This is a genomic window from Nocardioides sp. (assembly GCF_050246775.1).
In the GTDB taxonomy this organism is placed as follows: domain Bacteria; phylum Actinomycetota; class Actinomycetes; order Propionibacteriales; family Nocardioidaceae; genus Nocardioides.
In genome coordinates this window covers 208,643-223,590 of the sequence record NZ_JBFWVK010000006.1, presented here as the reverse complement: position 1 = coordinate 223,590, position 14,948 = coordinate 208,643, and the positions used below count along the sequence as shown (strand labels likewise).

Genomic DNA, 14,948 nt, shown 5'->3' with positions numbered 1-14,948 from the left:
TACCGTCCCTGACCTGCGTGCCACCAGCACGCTGAGGGAACTTCAGCCTTCCCCTCTAGCCTCGCCACCTGCCTCACCCCAGCGGCAGGGCCGACGGACTCCCCAGACGAGGGCCTAGGGCCTTCGTTGGTCAGGACACCCAGCGGTCCGCCTTGTTCGCGGACCGGTGGTCGGCGTCGCCACGGCAGCCCTCCTGAGCACGAAGAAGGCAAGCGCGATGGCTCCGGAGGCGATGTCTGTCATGGGCGCGTGGACTCCGCTCACCTTGGGGTATGCGGGTGCCTACTCCAGCTTCTACGTCACGCCGAGGCCGCCTCGGAGAGCTACGGCGTCGACCTGCGCACCATCGTCGAGGTCGGCACCCGCGGTCTCGTGGGCGGCCAAGAGGACAGGATCGTGGACATGGCGCTGACGCTGCGCGCTCACTTCGTGACCATGACTCCCACCAGGTAGATCCCAGCGATCGTGGTCAGGGCGATTGCGGTGCCAGGGATGGCTCCACGGCGGAACCCAGGGATGCTCACGCTGCCGTAGATGATCCACCCGACGCCGGTCGAGAACGCGGCGAGCAGAAGCCAGGGGAAGGTGCTCTCCGGGTCCCAGTCGTCGGGTCCTACGAACGTGACGACAGTGGCGAGGATGCCGGCGCCGATCCAAGGGAAGATGAGCAGAGCAAGCCCGGATGCCCAGCCGAGGACCCTGCCGGTGTGCGTCCGGGGCGTTCCATCCTGGGCGGAGGGGTCGTGTCGGTCCATCGTGCTCTCGTCCTGTCCGTCTACTCAGGCACGCAGATCTCGCCGCGGAGCATGCTCACCGTCGTGCGGACGGCAAGAAGCGCGATCAGGGCGGTGACGGCGACGAGGAACGTCCAGGAGGCGGCGGTGAAGAACCATCCGCCGATCTCGCCGGCCATCACGCTCGTGGCGACGCTCAACGCGGCGAAGGGGAAGGCGTAGGCCCACCACGAGAGGAAGAACGGCAGCTTGCGGAGCCGGTTCACCTGCGCAAGGAAGAGCAGGGCGAAGAACAGGGCCACGTAGTAGAGCAGACGCGGCACGGGACCCTCGCCGCCCTCGGGAACGAGACGAAGATAGGCGACGGCAGCGACCGCTGGGGGAGCGATCAGCACCGCGAGGGTGGGCAGCAGTCTGGCGGGAACTGGTCGGTCGTGCACGAAGAGCCGGGAGAGCACCATAGCCAGCAGCGGGATCCAGAAGGTGACCCCGACGGCGAAGAAGAACCACGACACCTCGCGGCTCGCGAACTGGACACCGGCGAGTGGAACGACGACCAAGCCGACGACGGGGATGAACCAGGCCGGGGTGACGTGCTCGAGAGAGAAGGTCGGGCGATTGATCCAGGAGGAGAGCACGTAGAGGGTCAGCATCAGCTGGCCGGCGGCTCCGCCCCACCAGAGCACCTCGGCCAGCGAGGTTGCGAGGTGTTGGCCGGCGGTGGCAACCAGCAGCAGGGCAATCGTGATCGTCGGGACGAACGCGATCCGCACGGGGTGCGCCAACTCCTCGCGCACAGCATGCGGGTGGAGGACAACCTTTGCGCCGTACGCGAGCAGCACAGCGGCGTAGAGGCAGAGTGAGGCCCAGAACAGCGCCTCACCGACCCGGCTCGGCACGTCGATGACGGCGGCCGCGCGCGCCCAGGCGATGGAGAGCCCGGCCAGTCCCATGACGGTGGCGAAGAAGGTCACCGGGAAGTGGGCGAGTCGTGCACGAGCATCGCTTGCCTCCGCCTCGACGTGGAGGGTGGGGGCGCCCTCCCGACGAACCTGGAGGTCCTGGTCGTCGGTGCTCACGGGATATCCCGCGAGGTGGCGCGCACCACGGCCACGGGGCAGTTGGCGAAGTGCAGCATCTTGTGGGTTGTCGAGCCGATGGCCAGGCCGTGGAACCCGCCGAGGCCGCGTGAGCCGAGGACGAGCAGGTCGGCATGTTGGGAGGCGCTGTCCAGCGCCGCGAGGGGGTCCAGTCGGTGTGCGCTGAGGACAACGTTGACGCCGGGGTGCTGATGACGAAGTGATGCGAGCTGTTGCTCGACCACTTGGTGACGTACGTCGACTTCGGCGTTGTCCTCGGGGAGCGGGCGCAGAAGGTGGGTGGGCCATCCTTGCGGCAAGCCGAGTGCGCTGATCACGTGCAGATCGGCCCCGCGCAGGTGGGCCTCCTCGAATGCGTAGGCAAGGGCCGCCGTGGAGCCTGGGGACCCGTCGGCGCCGGCCACGATGCGGTTGTGGCCCGCGCTCACGTGGCCGACCACGATCACCGGGCAGTCGGCGTGTCCGACGACCTGGAGGGCAGTGGACCCGAGGAGCAGGTTGCCGACGTTGTCGCCCTTGCTCCCGAGCACGATCCCCTGGGCACGCGCGGACTCCTCGATCAGCGCTGCGGCGGGGCTGCGCATCGGCAGGGCGGTGGAGCACGGCACATCGGGGTACGCCTGCCGAACGATCGCGACCGCTTCGGCGATGACCGCTCGACCGTGCTCCTCGGCGAGTTCGAAGCGTCCGGGCGGGAACAACGGGATGTCCATCTCATAGCGCGGCAATGTGTGCACGATCCGCAAGGGTCGAGCGCGCAGGAATGCGTCATGTGCCGCCCACATCACGGCTCGCAGGCTCCGGCCCGTTCCATCGACCCCGACCACCACAGGCGTGCTCACGCTGGCGTCCGTCTCCTTGCGTCGCCGGGTCACGGGGCGATCTCGCTGGGGGTCATGGCTCGACGGTCCCTTCGCGGAGCACGATTCGGCAGAGCCCAAGTGCCCTTGGGTGAGGGCCGGCCGGCCCCGTCCCGGAGCGGGTGATCACGTCAGGCCCGCCTGGCACCTGATGCCTCGAGGGACGTGGCACGTCGCAGCCAACGCAGATACTCATGGTCGCCGAGCAGGTCCAGGCGTCGCCACAGCACGCTGGTCGGCGCCGCCTGGCTGGCGTGGGCGAGGCTGGCCATGCGCTGGCGCTCTCGGTCGACACGGACAACCAGGTCGATGTCGTCGTCTCCGTGTCCGACGAAGGCTGTACCGAACTCGTCGTTCAACTGTTCAGCAGCCGACGCGGGCAGTGTCCAGCCAAGCACGTCCAGGTCCCTCTGGGCGGCGACCGCGAGCGCGACTTCACTTGCTGCTGTGTGGTCGGGGTGGCCACTGACCCCCGTGGGGTCGAAGATCACGATCCCCTCGGCCGGCCGAACATCCAGCTCCCGGTGCAGCTCGAGGGCCAAGGCCGTCGGATCCACCTGTGCCAGCGCCCCATCCGGGAACGTACGCAGGACGGCTGAGGCAACTCCGAGCTGGTGTGCGGCGTGCTGAAGTTCCATGGCCCTCATGTGACTGAGGTCTGGGCCCGGCGCACCGAGGCGTGATGCCTCACCTTGAGTCAGGCACAGCACCGAAACAGTGGCGCCGGCCCGAACGAAGCCGTCGAGGACCGCCCCGAGACCGAATGACTCGTCATCGGGATGTGCAACCACCGCCAGGACCGTTGCCCACGACGGAAGCGTCCCCATCGTGTCGGGGGTTATTGCGGAGTTCATGGTGCGTCCTCTCCGGTGTGTGACGAGTCACCGTCCTGCTGGCTGCCCGCGACGTTCTGCCAGGCCCACATGCCGCCGGCGACCGAGTAGGCGTCATATCCGACGGCGCGCAGGAACGGGATCAGATCGAGGCTCCGAGCTCCGTTCGCGCAGACCACGTAGAGGGTGGACCTGCGGGGCAGCTCATAGAGTCGCGTGCGGATCTCATGGGCGGGAATCAGGCGCGCGCCGGGCACGTGTCCGGTCGCGTACTCGCTGGGCTCACGGACGTCCACGACGATCGCCCCGTCTGTGTGCGCGGACGTGAGGACTTGGGCCTTGACCTCATACATGGATGACACTCCCTCAATCGATCTCGATACCCCCTAGGGTATATGTGGAGGTGAACGCGCGGCCACAGGCGCGCATTCCCAGCCCGCATGGGATGGGACGGCACGTGGTCTCGCTGAAGCAGGCGCAACGCAAGGTGGCCTGGCTGTGTCAGGGGTCGGGCCCGATGGCAGATGCCTCGGGACCATCGCCTCTGCTGGGGGTCTCCGCGACGGGCAAGTGTTTCAGCGTGGGCGCGGAGAGAGCGTCACCATGACGACGAACGGGGGCGGCCGCTCTGAGCGGCCGACGTTGTCCGACGCTGTGCCTGACTCCTCCGGCGGCCCGTCTATGCGTTCCGGACCATCCGGTGCGCCAGGAGGAGGAGTCATGAATATGCACAAGCGCGGCGCACCCTGGTTCGCAGCGTCCCTGATGGTCTCTCTTGCCTTCTCGTCGCCCGCGGCACTCGCCGCCGGTGTCGGAGCCGCCGCAGGGCCACCGGACGACAACACCGGGTCGCTGTACTCCGATCTCGTGGTCGAACTCCGAGAAGGAAACGGCACACCACTCCTGAAGGAGTACGCCGTACCCGGCGAGGACCCTGCCGACCCGGTCACCGTCGAGTACTGCGTCCAGCCGGTGTCCTACACCGCCGTGCCAGGCGTGGGTGCAGTCACCAACCCGTTGGACGGCCGCCAGGTCTGGGTGCTGCCGCTCCAGGGTGAGTGGATCGACCACCCGGTCGACCCCCTGCCCGTGGCCGAGATCGAGGCCTGTGACCCGCAGCCGCAGTACGCGATGTTCGCGGTGGAGAGCGAGTTGGAACGGCTCAACCTGACCCGCACGAGCGACAGCGTCCTGGAGAAGAAGAAGGCCGACGTGAAGGTCAAGCTGACCTTGGCCGACACCATCGGCCTCGACCCTGCGGGTCGTCTGACTGTTGACGGGGCTGCGCTGGACGCAGCGCCGGAGTACGCCGGCATGTACGACTCGTTGATGCTGACCGGCGGGATCGCCGGGCTCGACTTCGCCGAAATCCCCTACGGCAAGTGGCAGGTCGCCGCGGTGGCCATCGGCGCCGCTGCGAGCAAGGGCGTGCCGATCACCGTCGACACCGTCCAGTACTACAACCGCATCGTGGGATTCACGAGCCTGCCCGACCCGCCGACCTGGCCCGGGCTCTCCTTCGTCACCCCTGTGGACCCGAACCCGGCGACGCCGATGGCGGTCGATGTCCTCCCCGGAGGGGAGAACTTCGTCGACTACAGCGCATTCACCTACAACCGATCCGAGACCTTCGTCGGCAGTGCCACCTGGCTCGACGTCGCCAGGCTGAAGTGGAACGTCACTGCCGTTCTCGACCTGGTCCCCTGGACCAACCTGCAGGAGACCGGCGGTCTGACCAAGGCGCAGGTGGACAGTCGTACGCTGACCGGGGTGACGGCTTTCGCGCAGATGGCTGATGACTCGCGCGCAGTCATCAACTACCTGCACGAGCACGACCAGATCCTTCCGGGCTTCTACATGGACCCGGTCCTGGTGGACACCACCGCGCAGCAGATCAAGAACACCACCGATCCTGCTGTGCAGGTGGTGGCCCCTGAGCAGGTCTTCCAGACCCTGCCGTTCCAGGTGACGACCTCGCTGCTCAACCCGTGGGGCGGAACCCTCGTCGACGAGGGTCGGCTTCGCATCACGGTCGATGCGCCGGACGCTCTGGTGGTCGATGACCTCACCGCCACCGCGACCGATGGAAGCGTGCCGTTCAGCGTGGACGGTGACGGAAACCTGGTCGGCTGGTGGGGTCCTGACGAGGGGTTCGAGGTCCCGCCGGGCTACAACGTTGACACTGAGTTCACCGTCACCGCGAGCGGTGAGGCCCCCGACGGGCCGTACGTCGTCACTCTTCAATTGGTTGACGTCGACGACCCCGGTGCGGCGCTCGCGGAGGACACCTCGACGGTCAATGTCAACGCCAGCAGCCCGACCGTGCTCTGGGGTGGCGAGATCCCATCCCTGGGAATCCAAGGCACCTACGTCGACGTGCCGGTGCGGGTCTACGCTCCGACGGATCAGGAAGCGGTGCTCACCTTCACGCTGACCGGTCCGGGTGATGACCCGACCACCGATCTGTTGGAGGAGCTCGAGGCTGCGGACGCCAGGGTCTACGGCAGCAACGGCACCGACATGGTGTCGATGCCGCTGGCTCTGTTGACGCAGGACAAGCTCGGTGGCACCTGGCCGATCGCACTCAAGGCGGGCTACAACGACGTCACCTGGCACCTGCTGATGGCCGTGGGAGCGACCGTGGGCCAGTACGGGATCGACGCGGGCCTCGAGGGCGGGGTCGACGTCGCGGAGCCGCAGTATGTGAGCTTCGCGGCGCCGGAGTCACACGGAAATCAGCCGCCCGATGTCGGTGAGGACACGACCGCTCCGGTCGTGACCATCACGGTCGCCTCGGTGACCACGGATGCAGCGACACTCGACTTCGTCGCCAACGAGCCGGCCACGTTCGTCGGCCAGTTGACCACCAATGGCGTCAAGGGCGCCTGGGCGGCGACCACTTCACCGCAGACCTTCGAGGGTCTCGCGGCCGGTGACTACGTGTTCGCTGTCAAGGCGACGGACACTGCCGGCAACGCGGCCACCTACATCAAGAGGTTCGTGGTCGGGACCGACACGCGGGTGCTGGCCGGCCCGAGCGATCTCGCCTGGGTGCTGGGCACCACCGCGACGTTCACCCTCGCCAGCAACGCCTCGTCGGTCGAGTACCACACGGTGCTCAATGGCAAGGCTTTGCCGGTCAACACCTCGGGTCGCATGCTCGTGAGCGGGCTGCGGCAGGGCTCCAACCGGATCGCATTCACCGCGGTCTCTGGTAGCGGGGCTGACCCGTCACCCGTCGTACGCACCGTCTACCTGCCTGTCGGGGCAGACCGGTTGTCGCACACCCGCGAATGGGACGCGGTGAGCAGTCCCAACGCACTGTTCGGCCGATTCCTCTCTACGCGCCGGAGTGGGCAGGTGGCCCGCGTCTACGCTCCGAGCGTCAAGCGGATCGCTCTGGTGGTCACCAAGTCGCTCTACAGCGGCAAGGTGCTCGTCTATCTCGATGGCAGGCTGCTGACGTCCAGGCCCATCTCGTTGCTGAGCGAGCAGTTCGCACACAGGAAGCTCATCCCCGTCACGACCTTCTCCTCGGCGAAGAGCGGCTGGGTCCGGGTCGTGGTCGTGAGCAAGGGCAAGCTGGTCCGGATCGAGGGCATCGGCATCGCTCCGCGCTGAGCGAGGTCTCAGGTGACGTGGGGATCGCATCTCGGGATGCGGTCCCCACGCCGCGCCCGAACTCCCCGAACGCCGCGCCGCGATGGCTGCTCGACTGTCACCGGGGATGCGGGACGCCGTTGAGCAAGGCAGCTTCGTGGGCTCGTCAAGGAAACCGTCGCGGCAGATCGGCCCCCAGTCCAACAAGGCGCCAGCTTCATGCAACCGGTCCGGGACTGCCTGCGAAGTACGGGGCAAGAGGCTTGACCCCACTCCCCGAGAGGACGACTCATGCGTCGCATTGCTGCCGCAGTCGGAACTGCTGGTCTGATCGCCCTGAGCACCACCATGTTCGTGCCGGCCCACGCCGCGGACACCGCCACCGTGTCGGTGCTGCACGCCGTACCGGGACTGACCGTCGACGTCTACGCCAACGGTGACGAACTGATCCCGGACTTCGAGCCGGGCACGTTGACCGACCCCCTCACCCTGCCCGCCGGCAGCTATGACCTGCAGGTCTTCGCCGACGGCGACAGCCCCGGCAACGGGGACCCCGCCATCGAGGCCAACGGGGTCGAGGTCCCGGCCGGTGCCAACGCCACCATCGTGGCCCACCTGGACGCCGACGGTGCTCCGATGCTCAGCGTCTTCGCCAACGACACCTCGGCGACGGCACCGGGCGAGGCCCGCCTGACCGTGCGGCACACCGCGGCCGCGCCGGCAGTGGACGTCCGCGCCAACAAGGACGTCCTCTTCTCCGACGTCACCAACCCGAACGAAGGTGTCGTGGATGTCCCCGCCGACACCTACTCCGCCGACGTGGTGCTCGCGGGCACCAGCAAGGTGGCCATCGGACCCGCCGACCTGACCCTCGCCGAAGGCACGAACACGATCGTCTACGCCTGGGGCAGCGCTGCCGACGGCAACCTCGACCTGGCCGTTCAGACCATCGACGGCCTGCACTCCGCCCCGGGTGGAGTCCCCGGCGGCGAAGCCGGTCTCGCCCCCGAGGCCACCAGCGCGGGTGCGCCGGTCTGGGCCTTGGGTGTGGGTCTGGTGTCCCTCCTGGCTCTGGTCGTCTCCGGCCAGCGCCTCGTGCGAGGTCGCGCGGCTCGCTGAGCCCGGCACTGCCATGACGACGGACCGAGCTCCTGCGATCGTTGCCTTCCTGGCAGTGGTCGGCCTGGCCGTCAGCGCAGTGGCCCTGTGGCCCCGGTCGGGGTCCGCCGACCCATCCGTCGGCGGCCCCGATCCGGGGCCACCTCAGCCCTCGGTCACCGCGACGCCGGCCCCGGTCGGAGCGCCCGTGACCCGAGCACCAGCCAAACCCCCGCTCCCGGAGTCGCCGGCACCGCGGCCGCGGGAGATCCGGATCGCCGCCATCGGCCTCGATGCGCCGCTCGTCGCGACCGGGGTCGGCGCGGACGGGCAGATGGCGCTGCCGCCGGATCCGAAGACCCTCGGTTGGTACGAGTTCGGCCTGGCCCCGGGCTCCACCGAGGGCTCTGCCGTCATCGCCGGCCATCTCGACTCCTACGACTACGGACTCGGTCCCCTGGTGGGACTGCGTGAGCTCGAGCCTGGGGACGGGGTGGAGGTCAGTCTGGCGAACGGCCGCACCGTGCGGTACGTCGTGTCCTCCCTCAGGCGCTTCGACCGGGAGGCACTGCCAGCGAGCCTCTTCTCGCGCTCCGGGCCACCCACCCTGCGGATCATCACGTGCGGTGGTCCCTACGATCGGGCGGCTGGCGGCTATCAGCAGAACCTCGTGGTGACCGCGGTCCCTGCCTGAGCCGTCTCAGCTGACGTTCGGTTTGCGGCGGATCGCCACGACCAGGAGGACGACGCCGATGACCAACGTCAGCCCGGCTGCCACGAAGAGGCCGCCGTAGATCCAGCCGATGACGGGCACGGTGGCACCGGTCGTCACGTCCGCGCTCACCCCGCGGCTGCTGTCGGCGTTCATCACGACGACCGTCCAGTTGCCGTTCTCGACGGGCCACGTGATGCTCTGAGGTCCGGTGCCCGACTGCTGGGCAACCCAGATGTCACTCTTGCCGGGGGCCGTCGCGGGTGCCCCGCCGCTCTGCTCCTCGTAGACGGGGTCGTCGGCGAACACCGACACCCGGGTGGTCTGCACGTCCCCCAGGTAGTTCTTCACATCAGCGGTCCGCGCGACGCCCACGAAGAGCGCGGCGTCACCGTTGGTCTCGGCCGTGACCTTGGCGTCACCGAGAATGCGGTGTGGCAGGGCACCCGCACCGTCGATCTCGACATCGGGGGAGGTGATCGCGTAGCCGCCGGAACCGAGGGTGACCGAATCGCTCATCAGGTAGCCGGCATCGTCGCGCTGCGTGCCGTTGACGATCGCCACCCCTGCGCCGCCGACGGCGAGGGTCAGCGACGCCATGAGCAACAGGCAGCCGAACACCAGGGCCAGGACCCGCCCGACACCCCACCGTGCGGGCGACGGTGGGACCGGGGGCCCGGGCGGCGGGGTGGGTTGAGTCCGCGAAACTGCATCCGTCGACATCGTCATCGCCTCCCAGCGCATAGTCCTTGTCCCAGACTGGGTCGGGGAGGCGTACGCCGACCAGGGTCGAACGACCTCGGTGGACCTGACGAACGACGGTCCTTCCGGGCGTCGGTCCCTGGCGGCATTGAGGGGATGTGTCTATGGTGAAGACGGACTGCGGGCAGGTGCTGGCGGTCCGCGCCTTGGGCCACGGAGTAGGAAAACCTTCGGGTCTGCGATGGCGGACGGCGATCTGTCAGGACAACGATGGCATCGCCTGTTCGGTTCTCGCGTTCCTCGAAGACTCCGACAGGGAATGACGGTCATGCCTGGATCCACCACCCACCCCCATCCGGTTTCCACCTTGGTCGAGGTCGCGCTGCTCGACCTGGAGGGCGTGATCGTCTCCGTCAACCAGGCGTGGTCCCGGTTCGCGGAGGAGAACGGCGGCGATCCTGAGCGCACCGGCGTCGGCGTTTCCTATCTCGACGTGTGTGACGCCGCAGGGGACGAGGTGTCTCGATCCGTGGCCGCGTGCATCCGGATCGCGCTGGCCGGAGACCTGCCCGCTCCGATGACCCTGCGCCTGGCCTGTGACGCGCCACAGGAGTCACGTCTCTTCGACGTGCTGATCTCCTCGCGCCTGAGCCCCTCCGGCGCGACCATCGGCGCGACCGTGACGCTGTCGCGTGCCCCGCAGGCGCAGGACCGCCTGCACGCGCTGCTCCGGGCCCGGGCCGCCGTCGCCACCGACCTGAGCCTGCCCGTGGTGTTGAGACAGGTCGTCAGTGCGGCGCGCGAGCTCGTGGAGGCGAGGTACGCCGCTCTGGGGGTGCTGGACACCGACGGGACCCTGGCCGAGTTCGTGCACTCGGGGATGGACGACACGACCGTTCGAGCCATCGGGAAGCTGCCCAAGGGTGCGGGACTCCTCGGGTTGCTGATCAAGATGCCCGAACCCGTGCGCCTGAAAGACCTGGGCACCCACCCCGACAGCTCGGGATTCCCGCCGAACCACCCTCCGATGGGGAGCTTCCTGGGTGTCCCGATCCGGGTGCGCGACGAGGTCTTCGGCAACCTCTACCTCACCGAGAGCGCACGCGGCGAGTTCAGCGCAGAGGACGAGGAGCTCGTCACGGCGCTGGCTGCCACGGCGGGGGTGGCCATCGACAACGCGCGCCTGCACGCGGTCGCCTTGCAGCAGCGCCGGTGGCTCGAGGCCTCCACCGAGATGACCCAGGAGCTCTTCGCAGGCGACTCGGCGCGACCGATGGACCTCGTGGCTCGGCACGCAGCGCGCGGTGCCGACGCCGACTTCGCCACGGTCGTGACCTCCCTCGACGACTCCCAGGGACGGGTGGAGACGCTGATGGCGAACGGTGAGCGCCTGCCTGAGACCGAGGTCGACCTGGAGCCAACGTTCGCCGGCCACCTCATTCGCAGTGGCAAGCCTGCGCTCCTGGCGGACTACGACGCGGCCTTTCCGGCCACCGTACGCAGCGCCCAGTTCACCGATCAGTTCGGCGACGGGGTCGGCTCGGTGGCCGGCGTACCGCTCTCCGCGCCAGACGGTGGCGTGTGGGGTGCGCTGCTGGTCGGTCGCGGCGCCGGCAGGGCCACGTTCGCCGAGCATGACCTGACCGCCTTGGCCGGGTTCGCCAGCCACGCCGGCATCGCGGTGGCCCTGGACCAGGCCAGGACGGACCGCGAGGCCCTGCTCCTGCTGACCGACCACGAGCGGATCGCCGCAGAGCTGCACGGCCACGTGATCCGCGAGCTGTTCGCGACGGGGATGGGACTGCAGAGCATGGTGCCGCTCGTGGCTCGCCCCGAGCTCAAGAAGCGCATCCTTGATCACGTCGACTCCCTGGACGACACGATTCGTCGGATCCGGTCCACGGTCTTCCAGGTCCCCCACACCGCACCTCGGACCACGAGTCTGCGGCATGAGCTCATGACGGTCCTCGACGAGGCACTGCCGGCCCTCGGCCTCACGGTGCACATCGACTTCTCCGGTGCCGTGGACCGGGGGGTCGACGCTGCGCTGGCCGTCGATGCGGCAGCGGCCCTGCGGGAGGCGCTCACCAGCATCGCCCGTCACGCCCGGGCCAGCAGTGCCGACGTCAAGGTGGGGCTCAGCGACGCGCTGTTCACCCTTGAAGTGACCGACGACGGTGCGGCCGAGCACCATGCCGAGCGCCGCGGGGGACTGGGAGCGCTGCGGGAGCGCGCCGCGGTCCACGGTGGCACCTTGGACCTCACCACGCCCCTCGACGGTGGCACCTGCCTGACCTGGACGGCCCAGGTCGACCACCACGGCTGAGCGCACCGGACAGCCGCCGGGATCGACGCAGGACCGAAGGTCCTCGCCGCGCCGACCAACTGCCCTGCCCTCGAGGCGGTCATCCGTGCCCTGATGAAGAGGGTCGGACCGACCGGCCGCGCCAGGACCGAGGTGAGCATCATGGACGAGACCGAGCAGACCACACTGCCGCGAACCGAGCAGCTCCAGCCGCAGATCACAGCAGTCCGACGGGCACACGTCCCGACCTCCGAGCTGGCGAGCTTCCTGGGCCGGGCCTACGCCACGGTCGCCAGCGAGATCACGTCCCTCGGACGAGAGATCGTGGGCCCACCGTTCGGTCGCTACGTGCCCACCAGCGATGGCTTCGACGTCGAGGCGGGGTTCCCTGTCGACCGCCCGATGACCCCAGGGCACCAGGTGGAGCAGGGTCAGCTGCCAGGCGGGCCGGCCGTGGCTCTGCTGCACGTCGGTCCGTATGACGAGGTGGGCACTGCCTACGCGACTGTCCGTCAGTGGATGTCGGAGCACCAGGTCGAGGCGACCGGTGATCCGTGGGAGTGCTACCTCGACGACGCCGACGTACCCCGGCCACGAACCGTCCTCTACTTCCCCTGTGCCCCGGCAGACCTCGACACCGCCAGCGCCGGGAGCCTGTGATGAAGATGATCCGGTGGTTCGAGGACCTGCGCGTCGGTGACGCCGCCGAGGCCGGGGGCAAGGGCGCCAACCTGGGCGAGCTGACCCAGGGGGCATTCCCGGTCCCGCCCGGCTTCGTCGTCACGAGCGGCGCCTATCTGGACACGATGGAGCAATCAGGTGCCCGCGGCCGGCTCAACGAGCTGATCGGCGATGCCGGCCCGGACGACCCCTCGGCGGTCGCGGAGATCGCGGCCCAGGCCCAGCGGATCGTGCGCGACAGCGACCCCTCGGAGGAGCTGGTCCGCGAGATCACCAAGGCGTACGCCGAGCTCGGCGACGACCTGGCGGTCGCCGTCCGGTCGTCGGGCACCTCCGAGGATGCCGGAGACACCTCCTTCGCCGGGATGAACGCGACGTTCACCCATGTGGTCGGTGCCGCCGAGCTGATGGATCGGATCCGGGACTGCTGGGCCTCGCTCTACGGCGAGCGGGTCGTCAGCTATCGGGCGAACAGCCACCTGGTCGACGAGCCGGCCATCGCCGTGGTCGTGCAGGTCATGGTGGACTCGGAGATCTCCGGGGTGATCTTCACCGTCGACCCCACCAGCCAGAGCACCGAGCGTCTCGTGATCGAGTCCGTCCTGGGCCAGGGCGAGGCGATCGTCAGCGGCATGGTCGAGCCGGACACCTATGTCGTCGACAAGTCCGGTCCGCGGCTCGTGTCGGTGCGGGTCGGGCACCAGACCAGGAAGATCGTGCGGGGACCTTCGGGCGGCGACCAGGTCGTCGAGCTCTCACCAGACGAGGGCGACCAGCGCCTGCTCTCCGACGACCGGGTGCTCGAGCTGGCACGGCTGGCCATCGCGGTCGAGGCCCACTACGAGCGGCCCCAGGACATCGAGTGGGCCGTGGCGGACGACACTGTCTGGTTGGTCCAGTCCCGCCCCATCACCACGTTGCACGCCACCCCGGATCGCGGCGCTGGCTCGGTCGCATCCTCGGCCACGGTGCTCCTGCGCGGGCTGTCGGCATCCACCGGATCCGCCACCGGCATCGTCCGGGTCCTCACCGACCCCGCCGAACGCGACCGCCTGCAGCCGGGCGAGGTGTTGGTCGCGCCGATGACGAGCCCGGACTGGATGTCGGCGATCCGGCGGGCCTCGGCACTGGTCACCGACGGTGGCGGGATGACCTGCCATGCGGCCATCGTGTCGCGCGAGCTGGGTGTCCCGTGCGTGGTGGGCACCCGCACCGCCACCACGACCCTGCGCGACGGCGAGCTGGTCACGGTCGACGCCACGGCCGGGCAGGTGCTGGCCGGCTCGGTCGACCTCGAGCGTGCAGCACCGGCACCGGCGCCGGCCGCCCTGGTCACCCAGCAGGCCGAGCCGTTGGCGACCCGGGTCTACGTCAACCTGGCCGTCGCCGACCACGCCGTGGAGGTGGCCGCGATGGCCACTGACGGTGTCGGGTTGCTGCGGGCGGAGTTCATGGTGGCCGACGCCCTCCAGGGGGTGCATCCGCGGCTGCTGATGGAGCGAGGCGAGCATCACCGCTTCGTCGACCAGATGGCCGACTCGCTGCTGCGCATCACCACGGCCTTCGCGCCGCGCCCGGTCGTCTATCGCAGCATCGACTTCCGCACCAACGAGTTCCGCAACCTCGAGGGCGGCGCAAGGTTCGAGCCGAGTGAGGAGAACCCGATGATCGGCTACCGCGGCTGCTTCCGCTACGTCCACGAGCCCGACCTGTTCGGCCTGGAGCTCGACGTCCTCGGCAGGGTGCGCGCCGAGACGCCCAACCTGCGGTTGATGCTGCCGTTCGTCCGGTCCGCCTGGGAGCTCGAGGCGTGCCTGGACGTCGTACGCGCCCACCCGAGCGCTGCCGGCCTCCCGGTCTGGGTGATGGCCGAGGTTCCGTCAGTGGCGTACTGGATCCCCACCTACGCTCGCATGGGCATCGAGGGTGTCTCGATCGGCAGCAACGACCTGACCCAGCTCATGCTCGGCGTCGACCGGGACTCCGAGGTGTGCGCCGAGGTGTTCGACGAGGCCGACCCGGCGGTCCTCGATGCGATCAGTCGCATCGTGCGGGCCTGCCAGGAGGCCGGGATCACCTCCTCGCTGTGCGGTCAAGCGCCGTCGAACCGTCCGGAGTACGCCGAGTTCCTCGTGCGCGAGGGCATCACCTCCATCTCGGTCAACCCGGACGCCCTGGGCGCGGTGCGCCGGACCATCTCGACGGCCGAACGTCGGATCCTCCTCGAGGCGGCGGACCCGTCGCGCCGGATCCCCCCGGCGCCGATGGCGCGACGGCGGCCACGTGGGTGAGCGACCCCCGTCGCTGGTGGGCCCAACGTCCG

Annotated in this window: 13 protein-coding genes; 7 read left to right on the top strand and 6 right to left on the bottom strand. The window is 69.1% G+C overall.

Annotated elements, in window-relative coordinates:
• The first annotated feature begins 249 nt into the window (after positions 1-249).
• On the top strand, positions 250-453 hold the full coding sequence (locus tag AB7I40_RS21265) for a hypothetical protein (protein ID WP_428344999.1): 204 nt from the start codon (positions 250-252) through the stop codon (positions 451-453).
• Here AB7I40_RS21265 and AB7I40_RS21260 read toward each other — a convergent pair.
• The 5 genes from AB7I40_RS21260 to AB7I40_RS21240 all read right to left on the bottom strand — a co-directional run bounded on the left by AB7I40_RS21260 (position 423) and on the right by AB7I40_RS21240 (position 3,880).
• On the bottom strand, positions 423-755 hold the full coding sequence (locus tag AB7I40_RS21260; RefSeq protein ID WP_428345000.1) for a hypothetical protein: 333 nt from the start codon (positions 753-755) through the stop codon (positions 423-425). The two genes, AB7I40_RS21265 and AB7I40_RS21260, sit on opposite strands and share 31 nt — an antisense overlap.
• 20 nt (positions 756-775) lie before the next feature.
• A complete protein-coding gene (locus tag AB7I40_RS21255) occupies positions 776-1,813 on the bottom strand; it encodes an SLAC1 anion channel family protein (RefSeq protein ID WP_428345001.1) in 1,038 nt (345 codons plus the stop codon).
• Positions 1,810-2,676: a universal stress protein gene (locus tag AB7I40_RS21250; RefSeq protein ID WP_428345002.1), complete on the bottom strand. Its 867-nt coding sequence runs from the start codon at positions 2,674-2,676 to the stop codon at positions 1,810-1,812. The genes AB7I40_RS21255 and AB7I40_RS21250 overlap by 4 nt, the downstream gene beginning before the upstream one ends.
• 149 nt (positions 2,677-2,825) lie before the next feature.
• The gene (locus AB7I40_RS21245) at positions 2,826-3,548 is read right to left on the bottom strand and encodes a PIG-L deacetylase family protein (protein WP_428345003.1); all 723 of its coding nucleotides are present in this window, start codon (positions 3,546-3,548) and stop codon (positions 2,826-2,828) included.
• Positions 3,545-3,880 (bottom strand): rhodanese-like domain-containing protein, encoded by a 336-nt coding sequence (locus AB7I40_RS21240; protein WP_428345004.1) that lies wholly within the window; start codon positions 3,878-3,880, stop codon positions 3,545-3,547. The genes AB7I40_RS21245 and AB7I40_RS21240 overlap by 4 nt, the downstream gene beginning before the upstream one ends.
• 367 nt (positions 3,881-4,247) lie before the next feature.
• Here AB7I40_RS21240 and AB7I40_RS21235 point away from each other — a divergent pair, with 367 nt between their 5' ends.
• The 3 genes from AB7I40_RS21235 to AB7I40_RS21225 all read left to right on the top strand — a co-directional run bounded on the left by AB7I40_RS21235 (position 4,248) and on the right by AB7I40_RS21225 (position 8,919).
• Complete coding sequence (locus AB7I40_RS21235; protein ID WP_428345005.1) at positions 4,248-7,148, top strand: hypothetical protein; 2,901 nt, start codon at positions 4,248-4,250, stop codon at positions 7,146-7,148.
• Between the two features lie 270 nt (positions 7,149-7,418).
• Complete coding sequence (locus tag AB7I40_RS21230; protein ID WP_428345006.1) at positions 7,419-8,246, top strand: DUF4397 domain-containing protein; 828 nt, start codon at positions 7,419-7,421, stop codon at positions 8,244-8,246.
• Between the two features lie 13 nt (positions 8,247-8,259).
• The gene (locus tag AB7I40_RS21225) at positions 8,260-8,919 is read left to right on the top strand and encodes a class F sortase (RefSeq protein ID WP_428345007.1); all 660 of its coding nucleotides are present in this window, start codon (positions 8,260-8,262) and stop codon (positions 8,917-8,919) included.
• A gap of 6 nt (positions 8,920-8,925) precedes the next feature.
• On the opposite strand, the gene AB7I40_RS21220 is transcribed toward AB7I40_RS21225, so the two are convergent.
• Positions 8,926-9,537: a hypothetical protein gene (locus AB7I40_RS21220; protein ID WP_428345008.1), complete on the bottom strand. Its 612-nt coding sequence runs from the start codon at positions 9,535-9,537 to the stop codon at positions 8,926-8,928.
• A 430-nt stretch (positions 9,538-9,967) separates the two neighbouring features.
• Here AB7I40_RS21220 and AB7I40_RS21215 point away from each other — a divergent pair, with 430 nt between their 5' ends.
• The 3 genes from AB7I40_RS21215 to ppsA all read left to right on the top strand — a co-directional run bounded on the left by AB7I40_RS21215 (position 9,968) and on the right by ppsA (position 14,916).
• Positions 9,968-11,965, top strand: a complete 1,998-nt coding sequence (locus AB7I40_RS21215) for a sensor histidine kinase (RefSeq protein ID WP_428345009.1) — start codon at positions 9,968-9,970, stop codon at positions 11,963-11,965.
• 141 nt (positions 11,966-12,106) lie between these two features.
• Positions 12,107-12,604: a GyrI-like domain-containing protein gene (locus AB7I40_RS21210; protein ID WP_428345010.1), complete on the top strand. Its 498-nt coding sequence runs from the start codon at positions 12,107-12,109 to the stop codon at positions 12,602-12,604.
• Positions 12,604-14,916 carry a phosphoenolpyruvate synthase gene (gene ppsA, locus AB7I40_RS21205; protein ID WP_428345011.1) on the top strand — a complete coding sequence of 771 codons (2,313 nt, stop codon included), beginning with the start codon at positions 12,604-12,606 and terminating at the stop codon, positions 14,914-14,916. Before AB7I40_RS21210 ends, ppsA begins: the two co-directional genes overlap by 1 nt.
• Positions 14,917-14,948 lie beyond the last annotated feature (32 nt).

Excerpts from the sequence above, each read along its gene's own strand:
- AB7I40_RS21260 (WP_428345000.1), bottom strand. The coding sequence starts at position 755 with ATGGACCGACACGACCCCTCCGCCCAGGATGGAACGCCCCGGACGCAC.
- AB7I40_RS21245 (WP_428345003.1), bottom strand. The coding sequence starts at position 3,548 with ATGAACTCCGCAATAACCCCCGACACGATGGGGACGCTTCCGTCGTGG.
- AB7I40_RS21240 (WP_428345004.1), bottom strand. The coding sequence starts at position 3,880 with ATGTATGAGGTCAAGGCCCAAGTCCTCACGTCCGCGCACACAGACGGG.
- AB7I40_RS21235 (WP_428345005.1), top strand. The coding sequence starts at position 4,248 with ATGAATATGCACAAGCGCGGCGCACCCTGGTTCGCAGCGTCCCTGATG.
- AB7I40_RS21230 (WP_428345006.1), top strand. The coding sequence starts at position 7,419 with ATGCGTCGCATTGCTGCCGCAGTCGGAACTGCTGGTCTGATCGCCCTG.
- AB7I40_RS21225 (WP_428345007.1), top strand. The coding sequence starts at position 8,260 with ATGACGACGGACCGAGCTCCTGCGATCGTTGCCTTCCTGGCAGTGGTC.
- AB7I40_RS21220 (WP_428345008.1), bottom strand. The coding sequence starts at position 9,537 with ATGGCGTCGCTGACCCTCGCCGTCGGCGGCGCAGGGGTGGCGATCGTC.
- AB7I40_RS21215 (WP_428345009.1), top strand. The coding sequence starts at position 9,968 with ATGCCTGGATCCACCACCCACCCCCATCCGGTTTCCACCTTGGTCGAG.
- AB7I40_RS21210 (WP_428345010.1), top strand. The coding sequence starts at position 12,107 with ATGGACGAGACCGAGCAGACCACACTGCCGCGAACCGAGCAGCTCCAG.
- ppsA (WP_428345011.1), top strand. The coding sequence starts at position 12,604 with ATGAAGATGATCCGGTGGTTCGAGGACCTGCGCGTCGGTGACGCCGCC.